Annotated in this window: 13 protein-coding genes; 8 read left to right on the top strand and 5 right to left on the bottom strand. The window is 61.5% G+C overall.

Going from position 1 to position 18,237, the window contains the following annotated elements; all coding sequences use genetic code 11:
- Both OQZ28_RS11245 and OQZ28_RS11250 read left to right on the top strand, forming a co-directional pair.
- Entirely contained in the window at window positions 1–1,539 is a 1,539-nt protein-coding gene (locus tag OQZ28_RS11245; protein ID WP_458136166.1) for an efflux transporter outer membrane subunit, read from the top strand.
- A 201-nt stretch (window positions 1,540–1,740) separates the two neighbouring features.
- Complete coding sequence (locus OQZ28_RS11250; protein WP_458136220.1) at window positions 1,741–3,222, top strand: glucoamylase family protein; 1,482 nt, start codon at window positions 1,741–1,743, stop codon at window positions 3,220–3,222.
- A gap of 29 nt (window positions 3,223–3,251) precedes the next feature.
- On the opposite strand, the gene OQZ28_RS11255 is transcribed toward OQZ28_RS11250, so the two are convergent.
- The 3 genes from OQZ28_RS11255 to ahpC all read right to left on the bottom strand — a co-directional run bounded on the left by OQZ28_RS11255 (window position 3,252) and on the right by ahpC (window position 7,111).
- A complete protein-coding gene (locus OQZ28_RS11255) occupies window positions 3,252–4,643 on the bottom strand; it encodes an NAD-dependent succinate-semialdehyde dehydrogenase (RefSeq protein WP_130731622.1) in 1,392 nt (463 codons plus the stop codon).
- Window positions 4,644–4,879: 236 nt separating this feature from the next.
- Complete coding sequence (gene ahpF, locus OQZ28_RS11260; protein ID WP_458136167.1) at window positions 4,880–6,463, bottom strand: alkyl hydroperoxide reductase subunit F; 1,584 nt, start codon at window positions 6,461–6,463, stop codon at window positions 4,880–4,882.
- An 84-nt stretch (window positions 6,464–6,547) separates the two neighbouring features.
- Window positions 6,548–7,111 (bottom strand): alkyl hydroperoxide reductase subunit C, encoded by a 564-nt coding sequence (ahpC, locus tag OQZ28_RS11265; protein ID WP_130731624.1) that lies wholly within the window; start codon window positions 7,109–7,111, stop codon window positions 6,548–6,550.
- Window positions 7,112–7,253: 142 nt separating this feature from the next.
- Between ahpC and OQZ28_RS11270 the strand changes: the two genes are divergently transcribed.
- On the top strand, window positions 7,254–8,231 hold the full coding sequence (locus OQZ28_RS11270; protein WP_458136168.1) for a hydrogen peroxide-inducible genes activator: 978 nt from the start codon (window positions 7,254–7,256) through the stop codon (window positions 8,229–8,231).
- Window positions 8,232–8,420: 189 nt separating this feature from the next.
- Window positions 8,421–8,918 carry a hypothetical protein gene (locus OQZ28_RS11275; protein ID WP_458136169.1) on the top strand — a complete coding sequence of 166 codons (498 nt, stop codon included), beginning with the start codon at window positions 8,421–8,423 and terminating at the stop codon, window positions 8,916–8,918.
- A gap of 52 nt (window positions 8,919–8,970) precedes the next feature.
- Here OQZ28_RS11275 and OQZ28_RS11280 read toward each other — a convergent pair whose 3' ends face one another.
- On the bottom strand, window positions 8,971–10,305 hold the full coding sequence (locus OQZ28_RS11280; protein ID WP_458136170.1) for a hemolysin family protein: 1,335 nt from the start codon (window positions 10,303–10,305) through the stop codon (window positions 8,971–8,973).
- A gap of 460 nt (window positions 10,306–10,765) precedes the next feature.
- Between OQZ28_RS11280 and OQZ28_RS11285 the strand changes: the two genes are divergently transcribed.
- From OQZ28_RS11285 to OQZ28_RS11300, 4 genes are all read left to right on the top strand, one after another.
- The gene (locus OQZ28_RS11285; RefSeq protein ID WP_458136171.1) at window positions 10,766–11,920 is read left to right on the top strand and encodes an acyl-CoA dehydrogenase family protein; all 1,155 of its coding nucleotides are present in this window, start codon (window positions 10,766–10,768) and stop codon (window positions 11,918–11,920) included.
- A gap of 423 nt (window positions 11,921–12,343) precedes the next feature.
- Window positions 12,344–12,838, top strand: coding sequence for an RcnB family protein (locus OQZ28_RS11290; protein WP_458136172.1), 495 nt, complete (start codon window positions 12,344–12,346; stop codon window positions 12,836–12,838).
- A gap of 812 nt (window positions 12,839–13,650) precedes the next feature.
- Entirely contained in the window at window positions 13,651–15,018 is a 1,368-nt protein-coding gene (locus OQZ28_RS11295) for an Nramp family divalent metal transporter (RefSeq protein WP_458136173.1), read from the top strand.
- A gap of 142 nt (window positions 15,019–15,160) precedes the next feature.
- Entirely contained in the window at window positions 15,161–15,466 is a 306-nt protein-coding gene (locus OQZ28_RS11300) for a hypothetical protein (RefSeq protein WP_130731630.1), read from the top strand.
- Between the two features lie 53 nt (window positions 15,467–15,519).
- Here the strand turns inward: OQZ28_RS11300 and OQZ28_RS11305 are convergent, their stop codons facing one another.
- The gene (locus tag OQZ28_RS11305) at window positions 15,520–17,997 is read right to left on the bottom strand and encodes a mechanosensitive ion channel family protein (RefSeq protein WP_458136174.1); all 2,478 of its coding nucleotides are present in this window, start codon (window positions 17,995–17,997) and stop codon (window positions 15,520–15,522) included.
- Window positions 17,998–18,237 lie beyond the last annotated feature (240 nt).

An 18,237-nucleotide genomic window follows, 5' to 3' on the forward strand; every position in this document is an offset into this window, starting at 1 on the left:
ATGAAGCGCCTTTTCCCCTCCCTGTGCCGCACGCCACGCCACCTCGTGCTGGGCATGGCGGCCAGCCTCCCCCTTGCCGCCTGCTCGGTCGGGCCGGACTACAAGGGCCCGCCCCATGTGGCCCCCAAAGCCGAGCATGCGCAGGCCTTCAACCGCGCTGATCCCGCGCGCACCCCGGCGCAGGAACCCCTGGCGCAGTGGTGGACCGGACTCAATGACCCGATCCTGAACACGCTCATCACCACCGCGCTGCAAAACAGCCCTGACGTGAAACAGGCCGCAGCCCGCCTGCACACCGCGCGCGCCACCCAGCGCGAGCGTTTTGCGGGCTTCTTCCCCGGTGGCGGGGCTGCCGCCTTCTGGGACCGCACGCGCATCCCCACGGGTGATATTACGTCCGTGCTTGGCGGCAGCGGGGCCGAGCAGGGCCTGACGTTGCCGCCAGCCATCAAGTCCGATTCCTATGGCGCGGGTTTTGACGCAAGCTGGGAAATCGACCCCTTTGGCGGCAACCGGCGCGGCTATGAAGGCGCGCGCGCCCAAAGCGAGGCGCAACTGGCCCAGATGGCCGATACAAGGCTTAGGCTCGTGGCCGATGTGGCACGCAACTATGTCAGCCTGCGCGATGTGCAGAACCGCCTGGCGCTGATGGAGCGCACGATCACGATCGAGCGCCAGATGCTTGACCTGACCCGCCAGCGCCGCGCCCAGGGCACCGTATCGCAGGAGGACGTGGCCCGCTTTGCAGGCCAGCTTGCGCAGGTCGAAGGCGCCATTGCCCCGATGAAGGCCCAGCAGGCCAGCTATATGGATGCACTCGCCACCCTTGTGGGCCGCGAACCCGGCCAGCTTGACGCCATGCTGGCAAGCCCCGCCCCCGTGCCCGTGCCGCCTGCGGTCGTGCCCGTGGGCAACCCTGCCGACATGATCCGCAGGCGGCCCGACATTCGCGTGGCCGAGCGTGATATTGCCGCCAATAATGCCCAGATCGGTCAGGCCATTGGCCAGTATTTCCCCAAGATCAGCCTGTTTGGCACGGTGGGCTTTACCGGCGCCAACGGGCAGCGCTTTTTTTCGGGTGACAGTTTTTCCTACATGGGTGGCCCGACGCTGGAATGGAGCATCCTGAACTTTGCCCGCACCAACTCGCGCGTGGGGCAGGCCAAAGGCGGGCGTGATGCGGCGCTTGCGCATTACCAGAGCGTCGTGCTCGCGGCCCTGCAGGATGCTGAAGGCAGCCTGTCGCGCTTTGGCCACCAGCGCGAATACGTGCTCAAGCTCGATGAGGCCCGCACCGCCTCCGACCAATCATGGACACTGGCCCAGCAGCGCCAGCGCGCGGGCACGCTCTCGGTCATCGACGCGCTGGATGTCGAACGCCAGCGCATCCAGATCGAGCAGCAGCAGGCGCAGGCGCGCGCAAGCATGACCACGGATTACATCGCGCTGCAAAAAGCCCTTGGCCTGGGCTGGCAGGCCCCACCCGATGCCCAGGCCACGGCTCGGCAGGCAACGCCCCCGCAGGCTGCGGCGCGTTAACCCCGCCTCCTGTAGGGATAGACGTGCGGCGCATGGCACAGACGTTACAATTTGCAATGCAACTCACGTGCCCAAAGCGAGGCCCGGACCTTGCCAGCATGCCTGATCTGAATTCATAACGGCATGCAATAGCACCAGGCAGGAGACCGGGCTTTGCGATTTACCCACATGCGGGGCTATGCAGCCGTAGCCCTCTCGGCAATGCTGTGCTGCGCGTCCGCTCCTCCCCTCTGGGCCACGACGCCTGCAGCCCCTGCACAGACCGCCGCCGCCACGACCGGTACTGCCGACACCATCATGGTCAATGACCTTGAACGGCGCACCTTCCAGTGGTTCTGGGATGCGGGCGACCCGCGCACCGGCCTCATACCCGACCGCTACCCCTCGCCCCAGACCCTGAGCAGCGTGGCGTCCGTGGGTTTTGGGCTCACCGCCTATGGCATCGGGGCCGAGCGTGGCTATATCACGCGCGCGCAGGCGGTGCAGCGCACGCTCGCCACCCTGCGCTACCTGATGCAGAGCCCGCAGAATGACAGCCCGGACAAGGCCGCCGGTTATCATGGCTTTTACTACCACTTCCTCGACCGCACGACCGGGCTGCGCTTCAACCGCGATATCGAACTCTCCAGCATCGACACATCACTGCTCATGCAGGGCGTGCTGTTCGCGCAGGCCTATTACACCCGCGACACGGCCCCCGAGCATGAAATCCGCACCCTGGCGGACAGGTTGTACACGCGCGTGGACTGGCAGTGGATGCGCAGGCCCGATAACCGCCTGAGCATGGGCTGGAGCCCCGAGCACCAGTTCATCCCCAATTACTGGGAAGGCTACAGCGAGGGGATGATGGCCTATATCCTTGCCCTCGGCGCGCCGACGCACGGGCTGGAGCCCGCCTCGTGGCAGGCCTGGCTTGCCACCAACAACCAGCGCTGGGGCGATTATTACGGCCAGACCTTTCTCAACTTCGCCCCGCTCTTTGGCCACCAGTACACCCATGCGTGGATCGATTTTCGCGGGTTGCATGATGCGTGGGCGCGTGAAAAGCAGATCGACTATTTCGAGAACAGCCGCCGCGCGGTCTATGCCCAGCAGGCCTATGCCATTGCCAATCCCGGCAAGTGGCAGGGCTACAGCGCCACGATGTGGGGCCTGACGGCGTGTGACGGCCCAGGTGACGCCACACAGCAGATCGACGGGCAGCCACGGCATTTCCTGGCCTATTCCGCCCGGGGCGCGGGGCGTGACTACACGCTTGATGACGGCACCATCGCGCCGACCGCCGCTGCCGGTTCCATCGCGTTTGCGCCCGAGATCGTGCTGCCCACCCTGCACGACATGAAAACGCGCTATGGCCAGCAGATTTACGGCCGGTATGGCTTTGTTGATGCCTTCAACCCCAGCTTTCACGATGGAAAGACATTCTGGACCGACCATGAATATCTTGGCATCGACCAGGGGCCGATCCTGCTCATGATTGAAAACTGGCGCAGCGGGCTGGTATGGAACGTGATGAAGCGCAGCCCCTATATCCGCACCGGGCTTGAACGCGCAGGCTTTGAAGGCGGCTGGCTGCCTGCGGCCCCCGTTACCGCCACCGCCCCGCAGCCCACGGCACGGCCCGCAGCAATGGATGGCGCGCATGCCAGTGCTGCGCTGCCTGCTGCCCCTCATCCGTCGTAAAGGCAGCATCCGCAGTTTTTGTCAAAAGATCACGGGGCCGCGTCGATCGGCACCACGTCAATCAGCTTCTTGTTGACGAATTCCTGAATGCCGAGCGAGGACAGCTCCCGCCCGAACCCCGAGCGCTTGACCCCGCCAAAGGGCAGGTCGCATGTGGTCCATGTGGGGTGATTGATATAGACCATGCCGGTCTCGATCTGCTCGGCCACCCGCACGCCGCGCGCGGTATCGCTGGTAAAGACGGAGCCGCCCAGCCCGTATGGGTTGTCATTGGCGAGCTGTATGGCTTCCTCATCATCGCGCACGCGAAAGAACATGGCCACGGGGCCGAACAGTTCCTGATGGAAGATCGGGTTCTCCGGCGTGACGCCGGTCAGGATGGTTGTCTGCACGAAAGCCCCGGTCTCGGGCGGGGCCTCGCCCACGCGGATGGCGATGGCGCCATGCTTGACCGCAAGGGCAACCTGGTCGTTCAGCTGGTCCGCCGCACCCTGGGATGAAAGGGGTGGCACGCCGCTTTTCTCATCCATCGGGTCGCCGGGCACGAGCCTGGCCAGAGCGGTCTGGAAGCGGTCGAGGAATTCATCGGCAATCGCATCCGCCACGATAATGCGCTTTGAGGCAACACAACACTGCCCGCCATTGTTCATCCGCCCCCATACCGCCCATTTGACGGCTTTTTCCATATCGGCATCATCCAGCACGATAAAGGCATCGCTGCCGCCGAGTTCCATGGTGGTTTTCTTGAGCGCCTTGCCCGCCTGCGCCGCCACGATGGCTCCTGCCCCCTCGCTGCCGGTCAGCGCCACGCCAATCACGCGGTCATCGGCAATGATCTCGCCCAACTGGTCACGCGTGGCGTAAAGGTTGGTGTACAGCCCTTCCGGCGCGCCAGCATCGCGGAAAAGCTGCTCGAAGGCGGCAGCCGATTGCGGCACGTTGGAGGCATGCTTGACCACCACCACGTTACCCGCCATGAACTGCGGCCCGACCACACGGGCAAGCTGGTAATAGGGGAAGTTCCACGGCTCGATGGCGAACACGATGCCCAGCGGCTGGCTGATCAGCATGGCATTGTCGCCCCGGCCGCTCTTTTCGGTCAGTTTCTGGGGGGCGAGGAATTCCTCGGCATGATCAGCGTAATATTGCAAGATGTCGGCCGAGAGTTCGACTTCCGCCAGGCTTTCACGGTAGAGTTTGCCCATCTCGAGTGTGAGCAGGCGGGCGTAATGCTCGTTGTTCTGGCGCAGCAGCTGGGCCGCGCGCCCCACAATGGCCGCTCGGGCGCTGAAGGGCTGTTTCGACCACTGTTTATAGGTTGCCTGGGCGCAATCGAGCTTCTGCGCCAGTTCAGCATCTGTCAGATCAGGGAATGTCGCGAGGGTCTCGTTGGTAAACGGATTGACGGTCCTGTAGGCCATTGCTCTGCCTCCGTACGAAGTGATGCAGGCTCTTTCGTGCAGTGGCGACCCGATTGACCGCTCATGAGGCATGGGCTGACCCCTGCATGCTGCCTGTTCTGGCCCAACGGCAGGCACCCGCGCGGGTTGCCTGCCATATGGCAGTCAGCAGGCAATAAAGGGTTCCGGGTGCCGCCTTTTTTCAATAAGGCGGCGTTATCCGAAGCTTTTTGAAAAAAGCTTCACCAGAACCTTCTTCAGGCAGGCACCTTCTTTTCAACCGGCGCGGGCACGCGGATGAGATAGTCAAACGCTGATAGCGCCGCCTTGGCACCATCGCCTATGGCAATGACGATCTGCTTGTAGGGCGTGGTGGTGGCATCGCCTGCGGCAAACACGCCGGGCACCGAGGTCGCGCCATGGTCATTGACCACGATCTCGCCAAACGCATTGCGCTCCACCGTGTCCTTCAGCCAGTCCGTATTGGGCAGCAGGCCAATCTGCACGAACACGCCTTCAAGATCGACATGATGGTCCGCCCCGTCGCCACCGCGATAGGTCAGGCCGGTCACGTTACGGCCATTGCCCTCGATGCGGGTGGTCAGCGCCTCGGTCAGCACGGTCACGTTGGGCAGGGTGGCGAGCTTGTCACACAGCACCTTATCGGCCTTGAGGTGGGAGCCGCGCTGGAGCAGGGTGACATGGGCCACGATACCGGCAAGGTCGATGGCCGCCTCCACCCCGCTATTGCCGCCGCCCGCCACCGCCACGCGCTTGCCCTTGTAGAACGGGCCATCGCAATGCGGGCAGTAGGCAACACCCTTGTTGCGGTATTCCTCCTCGCCCGGCACGCCGAGGTGGCGCCAGTGCGCGCCAGTGGCCACGATAATGGTGCGGGCGTGCAGGATCGCGCCACTTTCCAGCGCCACGCCATGCAGCCCGCCGGGATGGACGGCAGGGAAGAGTTCTGTCGCCACCTCGCCCGGTATCACATCGACATCATAGGCGCGCACATGGGCTTCAAGTGCTGCCGAGAGCCTGGGGCCGGTGGTCTCGGGCACGGAGATGAAGTTCTCGATGCCTTCGGTATCCATCATCTGGCCGCCAAAACGCTCGGCCACCAGCCCGGTGCGCACGCCCTTGCGCGCCGCATAGATTGCAGCCGAGGCCCCTGCCGGGCCACTGCCGATGATCAGCACGTCAAAGGGCGCGATGTCCTTCAGCTTGGCCGCGGCACGCTTTGGCGCCTCCGCATCGAGCTTCGCCAGGATCTGCCCTGCATCGGCGCGTCCGGTCTCGAACAGCTTGCCATTGAGGTAGACCTGCGGCACCGACATGATGTTGCGCGCCGTCACTTCATCGGGAAACAGCGCGCCGTCTATCGTCACGTTGCGGATATTGGGGTTGATGACGCTCATGGCGTTGAGCGCCTGCACCACGTCGGGGCAGTTCTGGCATGAAAGCGCCACATAGGTCTCGAAATCGTAATGCCCCGGCAGGGCGCGGATCTGGGCCACCATGTCATCGGAGAATTTGGGCGCATGCCCGCCCACCTGCAGCATGGCAAGCACGAAGGACGTGAATTCATGACCCATGGGGATGGCGGCAAAGCTCACGCCCGCCCCCTTCGCCCCGACCTGTTTGATGACAAAGGAGGGCCTGCGCGTGGCCTCGCCCTGCTCCCTCACCTGCACCCTGTCGGAAAGGGCGGCGACCTCGTGCAGCAGCTCATGCATCTCACGCGAGGGCGGGGTGTCATCCAGCGAGGCTTCGAGCACGATGGGGTGCACGAGGCTGGCGAGGTAACCCTTGAGCTGCGTCTTGATGGCATCTTGCAACATGGCACGTCTCTCCACTTTTTCAGGCAGGGTGTGCGGGGTTCCGGCCCGGCCCCTGCGTGGTGCGGGGCCGGGCCGGAGGCAGGATCAGATCTTGCCCACGAGGTCGAGCGAGGGGGTCAGCGTGGCGCTGCCTTCCTTCCACTTCGCGGGGCAGACTTCACCGGGGTGGGAGGCGACATACTGCGCCGCCTCGATCTTGGCGAGCAGTTCGGCTGCACTGCGGCCAACGCTGCCTGCCGTGATCTCGATGTACTGGATCTTGCCCTCGGGATCGAGCAAGAACGCACCGCGGTCGGCCACGCCCGCTTCCTCGATATACACATCAAAATTACGTGCGATATGGCCCGTCGGGTCGCCGAGCATGACATACTTGATCTTGCTGATGGCGGGCGACGTGTCATGCCACGCCTTGTGGGTGAAATGCTTGTCGGTCGAGACCGAATAGATTTCCACGCCCAGCTTCTGGAAGGCTGCGTAATTATCCGCGAGGTCTTCGAGTTCCGTCGGGCAGACAAAGGTGAAATCTGCAGGATAGAAGAAAAAGACGGACCATTTGCCCTTCACGTCAGCATCGGTCACCTTGATGAACTGGCCGTTATGGAAGGCGTCGGTCGCGAACGGTTTCAGCGAGTCATTGATGCGTGCCATTGGAATGCTCCTTGGTTTCGCGTGTCAGTTATCGACGGGTTCTTATCCCACGCCCACGAAATGCGCAGAAACAGTTTCTGTCAATGTCTGTGATAGGAGAAACCTTTTTACAAATGAGTCAAAATAGGTTCTATCTATACGCATGACCTACATTCCTCTCTCCGGCCTCTCCCTGCGTGATATCGAATATGTTGTGGCGGTCGATGACCTGCGCAACTTTTCACGCGCTGCCGAGCGGTGCGGCGTGAGCCAGGGCGGCCTGTCGGAGCAGGTGCGCAAGCTTGAGGCCCTGCTGGGCGTGGTCCTGTTCGAGCGCTCGCGCCGCCATGTCGCCCCCACGCCTGATGGTGCACGGCTGATCGGCATGGGGCGCGAGGTGCTGGCTGCCGCCCGCGCGATGATTGAGGCCGCGCGCGTGCGCACCGGCTCGCTTGAAGGGTTGCTGCGCATTGGCGTGATTGCAACGCTCGGCCCCTATTACGTGCCCAACCTGCTGCCACTGCTGCGACACAACTACCCGCAACTGCAACTGCGCCTGACCGACAGCCTGACCGACATCATGCTGCGCATGCTGCGCCATGATGAACTCGATATCGTGCTCGCGGCCCTGCCGGTCAGTGGCGAGGGCTTTCATAGCGTGCCGCTGTTCAGCGAGCCGTTCCTGGCCGCCTTCCCCGCCGAGCATGCGCTGGCCGAGCGCAAGAACCTGACCATGCTCGACCTGAAGGGCCCGGACCTGCTTTTGCTTGAAGACGGGCACTGCCTGCGCGACCAGGCGCTGGCCCTGTGCGGCATGACATCAAACCACGAGCCAGAACGCCTCGCCGCAAGCCTCGAGATGCTGTGGCACATGATTGGAGCGGGCGAAGGCTATTCGCTCATTCCCCGCCTCGCCCTGCGCAACCGTGGCGAATGGGATGGGCTGATCACGGTCCAGCCCATTCCCGCCGCAAGCCGCACGATCGGGCTGGTCTGGCGCGCATCTGACCCACGCGGGGCCGCCTTTGCCGACTTCGCCACATGCCTGCGCAACAACACGCCCGAAGGCTGCACCCCGCTGCCGCACTTCCCCGCGAAAAACTGCCTGGCCCCTGAGCCGGACATGCCGCAGAAAGACTGATGCTCCCGGCTGACCATAAACCTGGCATGAAATCCCGGCCGCCTACGGCGGTGGCGGCCGGGCGGGCCTGCCCCCAGCGCGTTGGACAATCAGGGAATTCGGTCTAGGGTAGGTTTTGTCGCGTGAATGGACGCTGCCTGCTGGCGTTCAGTTCTTCCCCTTTCTTTCAGCACAAGTACGGAACCTAATATGCGCCGCACTGTTGTCTCATGGGGCAAGATCTCTGCTTCCTCATTAGTCATTTCTGTTTTCGCTCTCTGCGGTTTTTCAGGTCCGATCCATGCCAGCGGTGATCATGACACCACTCTGGTTATTAAATATTCCGCACCCAACTACACGACTACCGTAGATGATGGGTCAGATATTACAATCAAAGGCACAATAGAGTTTATTGAAACACGGGACAGGAATTCGGGTGATTATTATAAATACGCCGTATTGAAAACAGATACACCTTACCGGCTCAAGGAAGTTGAAAATACGGGAGAAGGTGACTACATCGAGGACAGCAACGTAACGCCCACGACGTTCCTCCCGATCACGGAACATGACCCGAAGAACTCAATCAGCGAGTTCACGTCTTACCTGGGGCAGTACGTCACGCTGACGGGCAAGATAAAATCAACCAGTCACAACGGCCCGGTGTTGGAATATCAATCCATCACCGTACCTCAAAAAGAGAACTGACGCCTGACGCGGGCATATTGCGGCATCCGCTATCCGTTCAGTTCAGTTCAGTTCAGTTCAGGCGGGTCACAAGAAGCTGGTTGATGCGAAAGCCTTCCACGTCAACCACCTCAAAGCGGAAGCCCATCGTATCCACCCGGTCCGCCTTGCGCGCCATGCGGCGCAGGCGGTGCATGATGAAGCCGCCGATCGTATCGAACGGCCCGGCTTCATCCAGATCGGTGGCGTCAAGTTCACGTCGCACATCCCCGATCGAGGCCGCGCCATCAATCAGCCACGAATTGGCATCGCGCCGCACGATCAGCTGCTCCTCGAACGGGTTGGCCACGCCCCCCATCAGCGCCCCCATGATGTCCTTGAAGGTAATCAGCCCCACGACCAGCCCGTATTCATTGACCACCAGCGCAAAACCCACGCCATGGATGTCGAACTGGGCCAGCGTATCCCACAAATTGATGGTTTCGGGCACCGAGAGCACGTCGCGGCGCACCTGAAAGATCGGGCTTTCAGCCGAAGGACCACCCTTGCGCACGGGCGGCTCAGGGCTGGCGGGGTCGCGGTCCACCACGGCGGCCAGCACGTCTTCCGCCCGGATGGAGCCCACCACATTGTCCAGCCCGCCATTGCATAAAGGATAGCGGGAATACGGCTTGGCGCGCACCTTGGTCTTCTGCATCTCGGTGGTTTCCTGCAGGTCAAGGAACACGATCTCGTCACGCGGGGTCATGGCGGAGGTGATGGAACGGTCCTGCAACCCCAGCACGTTCTGGATCATCTGGTGTTCCTGCTCGAGCAGCACGCCCGAGGCGGTACCGGCGGCAAGAATGGCCCGCAGGTCCTCGGGCGTTACAGGTTCCACCGCCGAGGCCGCCGGAATGCGCAGCGCGCGCAGGATCGCATCCGACACCTTGGAAAACACCCACACGATGGGAAAGAGCAGCCGCAGCGCTAGGGCCGGAAACCACCCCACGGCCAGCGCGATCTTGTCGGGCGCGTTCATGGCGATGCGCTTGGGCAGCAGGTCGGCAAACAGCACGAACAGGCCGGTAACCAGCATGAACCCCAGCACGGAGGCCAGCGTCCCGGCCGTGGCCTCGCTCAGGCCCCACTGCGTAAAGCCATGCGTGAGCGAGGGCGAGAGCATCTGCGAACTGATCATGCCGCCAAGCACGCCCACGCCGTTGAGGCAGATCTGCAACACGGTCATGACCTGGCCGCTGTTGCGCCGCAATTTCAGGAAGGCGATGGCCCGTTCATCGCCCGCCTCGGCGCGGGAGCGCAGGCGGGCATCACGGGCGGCGGCAAATGATATTTCCGACAGCGAAATAAATATATTGAGCGCGACCAGAAGCACAAGCGCAATCAGGCCGGAAAAAAACAGGACCACCGGAACACCCACAAAATAAAAGCTGCATTGTATAGCACGCGCCCTGCCCTTATCGGCAGGACCATATGCACGCAACGGATATTTTTTTACTTGCCCCATCATATCAAAAAAACAACAGGCCGCCCTTTCGGCCCCAATGCGCCGGCAGGCGAAAAGGCGACCGGAACATAAGCGTTTTCGGGCTATTATCGTTCTGGGCGTAAACTGTTTTTTTCCTCCTTGCGGGCATCGGCTCCACCGGGCAGGGACGGAATCATGCATGAAACCATTAATCATGGTGAAACCATAAAATCACTATTGATAGTGTTATAATTATGCCGTATCTGTCAGACAGGATACATGTCGTGCGTTATGCAGCGCTTCTTTTTCCCCGCCATGGGGCATTTTGATGGTACCGTCCGCGTGCTTTCACCCACACGCGGGCAGGCATGAACAGCCGTAGCAAGGAAACAGGTGATCCATGAACGCAGCGCCCTCCCCCGCCCCGACCAAAGCCACCCTGACGGACATGGCAGCCCGTTTTGCGCAGCGCGCGGCGGCGTATGATCGCTCGGGGGAGATTGCAACCGATAACCTTGATGACGTGCGCGCGGCTGGCCTGCTGGGCCTGACCATAGCCCGCGCGGATGGCGGCCAGGGGGGTGGCCTGCGGCAGATTGTCGAGGTGATCGGCACGCTGGCCAAAGGCGACCCCACCACGGCGCTGATTGTTGGCATGCACTACCTGCAGCACGCCATCATTGCCACGGCCACGAACTGGCCGCAGGCCGCGCGCAGGCAGGTGATCGAGACCGCCCTGCGCGAGGGCGCGCTGATCAACGCGCTGCGGGTCGAACCTGAACTGGGCACGCCCTCACGCGGTGGGCTGCCGGGCACGCGCATCACATGGGTGGATGGCCGGCCGCGGCTGAACGGACGCAAGATCTATTCCACCGGCTCCACGGCCCTGCGCTGGGGCACGGTCTGGGCCGCGACCGATGAGCCGGAGCCACGCGTGGGGCAGGTGCTCGTGGACCTGACCCTGCCCGGCGTGAGCATAGAGCGCAGCTGGAACCAGATGGGCATGCGCGCCACGGGCAGCCATACGGTCGTGTTCGATAACGTGGAACTGCCCGACACGGCGCTGGTGGACCTGCGCGCGCCCGAAGAATGGCACAACCGCGACGGCTCGCTGGTGCTGGGGCATGTACTGGCCATTGCCTGCCTGTATGATGGCGTGGCCCGCGCGGCACGGGACTGGCTGATTACCTTCCTGCATGAGCGCGTACCGACCGCGCTGGGCAAGCCGCTGGCCACGCTGCCGCGTTTCCAGACCCTGCTGGGCGAGATCGATGCCCTGCTGATGGTCAATGAAAGCCTGATTGAAACCGCGCTGACCAGGGCCGAAAGCGGCAACTACCCCGCGCATGAGGCCAATCTGGCCAAGTATATGGTCACGGAAAACGCCATAAAGTCTGTTGAGCTCGGCCTTGCCGCCATTGGCAACCCGGGGCTGAGCCAGGACAACCCGCTTGAACGGCATTACCGCAACGTGCTCTGCGCGCGCATTCATACGCCCCAGGCCGATGTGGCGCTGGCCACCGCAGGGCGGGTCGCACTCGAAACGGGGCGATAAGGAGGTTTTGCACGGGTTCCATTTCAGTCGCGTATGATAACAGCAGGCATATCTTATTACGAAAACTATTGAAATTGCCATATTCCGGATATGAATATGCTTGTATATATACTGGACCAACGGCAACGGGCTTGGTGAATGCTGATATTCCGGTTCCCCGCGCTTGCCGTGATGGCTGCATGGGGCTGCACAAAGCAGCAGATGGCACCATATGACCGGATGTTCACGCTTATAGGAATATGCAGTCTGACAGTCGACCTTACTGGTTCCATGACCACAATGGCCCGGACAGAGCCCGGGGCTTTCTGATCTCCGCATACGGCATGGCGTCGTACCGTGCGGGAATACTAATCATTTTTAACCCTTCCTGCATTTTTTAGGATCAGGGTTAACCCAACACTCAGGATCAGGCCTGTAAACATAATGAAAAAACACTCTTTTCTGGCACTTGGCGCAGCATGTCTTCTGGGCTTTGCCACATCGGCCCAGGCCCAGCCCTTTGGGGGGCCGCAGGCATCCGGTCCGGGCGGCATGGGTGGCCCCGCTGGCCATGAAGGCCCCCATGCAGAGCCCCACGCCGGCGCCGATCATCGTGGTGGCCCGGCACCCGGCCCTGCGCACCGCCCTGCCCCGCATGGTGGCTCCGACCGCCGCATGGCAGGCCCAGGCGGCAACCGTGATGGCGGCTGGCATGACAATAACCCGGACATGAACCGGGTATGGCATCAGGGCGAGCGTTATGATGGCCCGCGCAACAGCCGCTGGATTGTCAATGACTGGCAGAGCCATCGCGGCCTTTCCGCCCCGCCATCAGGCTACCAGTGGATGCGCTATGGCAACCAGTACCTGCTGACGGCCGTCACCACCGGCGTGATCGCAGGCGTGGTCAGCGCCACGCTGGGCGGCGGCATGCGCTGACGGCAATGGAATGCGCATATGGCCACAGGGCAGAATCACGCCCCGTGGCCATATGGGTTCCCTGCCCTGTTGACTGACCGTTCCCTGAACGCGGTTTCAGATTGCGGCGTAACCGCAAACAGCGCTGCCTTTTGAAATATACCTTCATCGCGTCCGACGCGTCACAACCGGGTCATTCATCGCCACGGCCTGTGTTCGCCAGCGCCGCCTCCGCGCGTTTCCCCTTATCTTCCAGCCGTCGTAAAGTATGTGAATAATCTACGTCTGATTTCCAAAAAAAAGATTTTACTGCATCGCTACGCTAGGTATTCTCTTTATAAATATTGACTTCATTCGGATATTTAAATTATATTTTCTACTGTCACTTTCTATTTTATAGAACATGATTCTCTACACATCATGCGCATCGTTGTTTTTGCATTCGTGCCAGAAGTCAAACAGCAGATCCCCTAACGCCACCGAACACATCCTGTATTCGATCGTGCCATGATCATTCAGAAAAAAAATGGCATCAGAAATATATCCTTCATCATATTCTACATATAAAAGTATTTTTTTGGATGCTCCCTCGGTCTACTCGACTAGATCACGTCCTATTTAATTATTCATTTCTTATTCCATCATAAAATTAATTTACAATATTTTATAAATCATAATAATTATATTATTATCACACCATTCAAAGGAGAAAATATCCATTTTGCAATGCCTCTCCCCGCATCATCCAGATCATACCATAAGCTGATGATATTTTCTTATGCTATCTAATATAGCGTATTGCATATTTCAGGCCGATACGATTAAGTCACAGCATGATGCCAGACCGCCCAACCCCGACCCGCTCCACCCGGAACACTGCCTGGCGGTTTGAAAAAACATCCGGACCCGACCAGAACAGCCTGCCGGAAGCGTTTGCCTCCGTGCGGGTGCCGCAGGCCGGGGCCTCATGGCTGCGGCGGCTGCTGGCCTTCATGGGGCCAGGCTTTATGGTGTCGGTCGGCTACATGGACCCCGGCAACTGGGCCACCGACCTGCAGGGCGGCGCGCAGTTTGGCTATACGCTGCTGGCGGTTATCGGGCTGTCAAACTTCATGGCCGTGCTTTTGCAATCGCTCTCGGCCCGGCTGGGCATCGCCACCGGGCGTGACCTTGCGCAGGCCTGCCGCGACCACTTCCCCCCTGCCGTGAACATCATGCTGTGGCTGGCCTGTGAACTGGCCATCACGGCGTGCGACTTGGCGGAAGTGATTGGCACGGCGGTGGCGCTGCAACTGCTGTTTGGCATTTCCCTGCTCATGGGAGCGGTCATATCGGTGCTCGATGTCTTTATCGTGCTCTTTCTCATGAACCGGGGCTTCCGTTACCTCGAGGCCTTCGTGATCGGGCTGCTCAGCATCATCGCCCTGTGCTTTGCCGTGCAGGTTGTCGCGGCCCAGCCGGCCATTGCCGCCGTGCTGGCAGGGTTCATCCCCCACGCTGCAATCGTGACCAACAGCCAGATGCTCTATATCGCCATCGGCATCATCGGGGCCACGGTCATGCCGCATAACCTCTACCTGCATTCCTCCATCGTGCAGACCCGCGCCTTTCCCCGCACAGAGGCAGGGCGGCGGGATGCGATCCGCTGGGCCACATGGGACAGCACGATTGCGCTCATGCTGGCGCTGTTCATCAATGCCGCCATCCTGATCGTGGCGGCAGCGGCCTTTCACACCAGCGGCCATCAGGACGTGGCCGAAATCGAGGATGCCTACCGCCTGCTTTCCCCCATTCTGGGGCTGGGCATCGCGTCCACGCTGTTTGCGGTGGCCCTGCTGGCGGCGGGTACCAACTCCACCATTACCGGCACGCTGGCAGGCCAGATCATCATGGAAGGCTTTCTGCGGCTGCACATGCCCCCCTGGGCGCGGCGGCTGCTCACGCGCGGGCTGGCCATCGCCCCGGTGGTGGTTGTGACCGCGCTGTATGGCGACCAGGGCGTGGGGCGGCTGCTCATGCTCAGCCAGGTCATCCTGTCCATGCAACTGCCCTTTGCAGTCATACCGCTGGTCATGTTTGTGTCTGACCGGCGCAAGATGGGGCCTTTTGCCATATCGCGGCCCGTGGCCCTCCTGTCATGGGTCGTGGCGGCGGTCATTCTCGTGCTCAATTTCAAGCTGCTGTTCGATACGGTTTCCTGACGGCCACGCCGGGCCGTGCAGGGCTGTGTTGCAACAATGGACCATTCCCGCCCCTTCTGCGCCCGGCCAGACAGGCTATAACGCTCACAGCCCGTTATAACATGCGGGAGCGTGTCAATATCTACCTGAATGGAAAACAGCCATGTCCGTTGAAAACATGCTTCGTGACGCCATCAGCAAGAAAACTGCTGTCGGTTTTACTTTCGATGCCAAGAACTACATCGGCTCCCCCCACGCACTGGGCGAGCGTGACGGCAAGCCGCAGGTGCTGATCTATCGTGGTGAGGATGCCCACGAAAAGCGCGTGCCGCCCATGGGGGAATGGAGCGTCCTGCCGCTCGACACCATCACTGACCTCAAGCTGCTGCCCGGTGAGGAATTCCATGCCGGCCACCCCGATGCGAAGGTGGAAAAGGAACTGCACAAGGTAACGCTGCGCGTCGCGTAATACCGCGCGTAACCTGCAAGGCCCCTGCCCGGTTCATGGCAGGGGCTTTTTTGTCAGGCCTGTTCCTGCGGCGGCGGCGTCTTGGCCGCGGCATCGATCCTGAGTTCGTTACCCGCCCAGTTATCGACAAAGTTGAGATAGCTTGGCACGGGGAACTTGATGCCCTCGGCATTCATGCGCACGGCAACACGGCTGTAATACTGCCGGTACACGGTCCATTTCGACCCCGGCGCCGTGCGGATGGACCCAAGGAAGCGCGCGCCGTTGCCATCAGCCTGTTCAATGCCCAGAAACGTGAAGTCCGACAGGATCAGATGCGTAAAACGCGGGATCTTGCGCAGGGCGGCAAGCTCTTCTTGCAGTATTCTGGTCAGTTGCTGCGTGTCCTGGCTGAGGTCGATCATGACATCGACCACGACAAGGTTGTAATCACGCGAGGTATTGGCAATCGACGACACCCCGGAGAACGGGATGATATGCAGGTCACCATTAACCGAACGCAGCCGCAGGGTGCGGATGGACAGATGCTCCACCGTGCCCGACACGCCGCCCGCCGTGACCCAGTCACCTACCTGTATGGCGTTTTCCACCAGCATGAAGAAGCCGGTGATGAAATCCTTGACCAGGCTCTGCGCGCCAAAGGCGATGGCCGCACCCATGATGCCCGCGCCCGTGAGCAGGGGGGCCACGTTGATGCCGATCTGTGAAAGCGTAGTCACCGCGACGATGATGATGATCAGCGCCAGCAGCACGGTCTTGATGATGGGCAGCACGGTACGCAGGCGGCTTGCGCGCCCTTCCTGCGATGAATTCTCGAACCGCGCGATCTGGCTCTGCAGCACCGCATTCGCGGCCTCCCATATGAACACCGCTACCGTATAGGCAATGATGACCGAACTGATCGTGCCCATCACCTTCTGCCCCAGCTTGCCGTGGAACAGGAAATGAATGGCGGGCAGCCCCAGCGCCTGCAGGAACACGATGGCGGTGGCGAATGACAGCAGGAATGACAGGATCTTGCGCGCGGCGGGGTAATAATAATTCACCCGCGCCTGCAGGCCGGGATAACGCGCCTCCATGGCGGGCGAGATCTGGAACAGCCGGTTCTGTACATTATAGGCCAGCACGGAGAACAGGCGCGACAGGATCACGACCGCCGTGGTCAGGATGACCGTGCGGATGATCCATGCATAACCGCCCTGGATATGGGTGGCCCAGATCAGCCACAGCGCGAAGTTGAAGAACATGGCTGGCACCCACCACAGGTACACAAGCCGGCCCACGAACGCCCAGAACGGCTGCTGGCGCAGCCGTGCCGAGGGTTGCAGCGCCGAGGCGACATGCCTGCGCACCCGCCATGTAAAGATGGCCACCAGCACATGTTCGATCAGCACGACCGAGCGGATGATGGCCTCCGTGCCACGGGCTGGCATGTCGAACACACCGCCAAGCGTGGAAAGGCACACCACAACCGACGGGGCAGCCACCAGAAAGTTGAGCCAGCGCGTGACCATGAAGGCCGTCTGGTCGCTGGCACTGCACAGCCGGATGGCGGGCGAATGCGGCACGAACAACGTTTCCATGAGCAGGTAGACCACCCGCGCCACCACATAGGCGTTGGTCAGCGTCAGGGTCACCAGCATGGCCTGGTGCGTGGTGGTGAGCGCATAGGCGAAACCGGTGCCCAGGCCAAAGAACAGCCCCACCGGCACCAGCTTGATGAGTAGGTGCATGAGCGAATAGGGCACGCGCGCCAAAAGGCGCAGGGTGGCGTGCTGGGCCTGCATGTCCTGCTCGGTGGCGGCCTGCTGGCCAGCGGCCTCCACCCCGGGTGCTGCCGTTGCGGCAGGGTCTGGCGCGGCTGTCGCGGCATCTGGCAGGTTGAGGCGTTTTTCAGTCGCCAGCGCGCGTGCCGTCACCCCGCGCAGGGGCTTGCGCATCAGCAGCGAGACACCATGCTCGGCCGCCAGCGCCACAAGCAGGATCAACGTCGCCCTGCCTACAGCATCAAGCAGGATGCCGCGTGATTGCGGATCGGCGAAGATGGTGTGGGTCCAGTGAACAACGAACGCCAGATCGCCGAACAGGGCGACAAAATGCTGCGCCTGCACGATCAGGCTGGCCCGCAGGGCTTCCGTGTCCTGCACCAGGTCGCTGCCAAGGCTGTCAGGCTGCACGGTCAGTTCCTGCGCGGGCGCTGCCGCATGCGCTGGCGCGGCAGGGGCCGGAGCAGGCGCTGCAGGAAGCTGGGCGGCAATGGCCGCAAGGGTATTCTGAAACTCGGCGCGGCGGGCGGGGTCATTGATTACCGCCAGCACCTGCCGCGCCTGATCGGGGGTCATGCCGTGCGCGGGCGCAGGGGCCGCGGCTTCATCCGCCGCATGGGCCACGTGCGGCCCGTAAGCCGCAAGCACGACCACAAGCCCCAGAACAGCCGTGCGCAACAGGGCCACAAGGGTCTCGCGCCAACGGCCCCCTGTACAAGAATGCCCCGCCCCGCCCTGCTGGCCGGTCTGTGTTGAATGGCGCATTTTCAAATTCCGTCCCGCCTGCTCGATCCTGCCGATCTGCCGGGCAGACATGGCGAGGAAAGCGCCGTTACCCGGACAGATGGCGCGATTTATCGCAGAGATGGATATAAAAGCGCAGGCACGGGGAAGCCGGGCAGATATGCAATAAATTGCCCTACCCTTTTGTCCTATACTTTGTTTCAGTAAAAATTACTTGCCATGCTTAATTTTTATTTACATAATACATATATGCTAATTTTA

The organism is Komagataeibacter sp. NFXK3 (assembly GCF_054182245.1).

Excerpts from the sequence above, each read along its gene's own strand:
- ahpC (WP_130731624.1), bottom strand. The coding sequence starts at position 7,111 with ATGGCACGCATCAATGACTCGCTGAAACCGTTCGCGACCGACGCCTTC.
- OQZ28_RS11255 (WP_130731622.1), bottom strand. The coding sequence starts at position 4,643 with ATGGCCTACAGGACCGTCAATCCGTTTACCAACGAGACCCTCGCGACA.
- ahpF (WP_458136167.1), bottom strand. The coding sequence starts at position 6,463 with ATGTTGCAAGATGCCATCAAGACGCAGCTCAAGGGTTACCTCGCCAGC.
- OQZ28_RS11305 (WP_458136174.1), bottom strand. The coding sequence starts at position 17,997 with ATGCGCCATTCAACACAGACCGGCCAGCAGGGCGGGGCGGGGCATTCT.
- OQZ28_RS11295 (WP_458136173.1), top strand. The coding sequence starts at position 13,651 with ATGATGCCAGACCGCCCAACCCCGACCCGCTCCACCCGGAACACTGCC.
- OQZ28_RS11290 (WP_458136172.1), top strand. The coding sequence starts at position 12,344 with ATGAAAAAACACTCTTTTCTGGCACTTGGCGCAGCATGTCTTCTGGGC.
- OQZ28_RS11270 (WP_458136168.1), top strand. The coding sequence starts at position 7,254 with ATGACCTACATTCCTCTCTCCGGCCTCTCCCTGCGTGATATCGAATAT.
- OQZ28_RS11300 (WP_130731630.1), top strand. The coding sequence starts at position 15,161 with ATGTCCGTTGAAAACATGCTTCGTGACGCCATCAGCAAGAAAACTGCT.
- OQZ28_RS11285 (WP_458136171.1), top strand. The coding sequence starts at position 10,766 with ATGAACGCAGCGCCCTCCCCCGCCCCGACCAAAGCCACCCTGACGGAC.
- OQZ28_RS11275 (WP_458136169.1), top strand. The coding sequence starts at position 8,421 with ATGCGCCGCACTGTTGTCTCATGGGGCAAGATCTCTGCTTCCTCATTA.
- OQZ28_RS11245 (WP_458136166.1), top strand. The coding sequence starts at position 1 with ATGAAGCGCCTTTTCCCCTCCCTGTGCCGCACGCCACGCCACCTCGTG.
- OQZ28_RS11250 (WP_458136220.1), top strand. The coding sequence starts at position 1,741 with ATGCTGTGCTGCGCGTCCGCTCCTCCCCTCTGGGCCACGACGCCTGCA.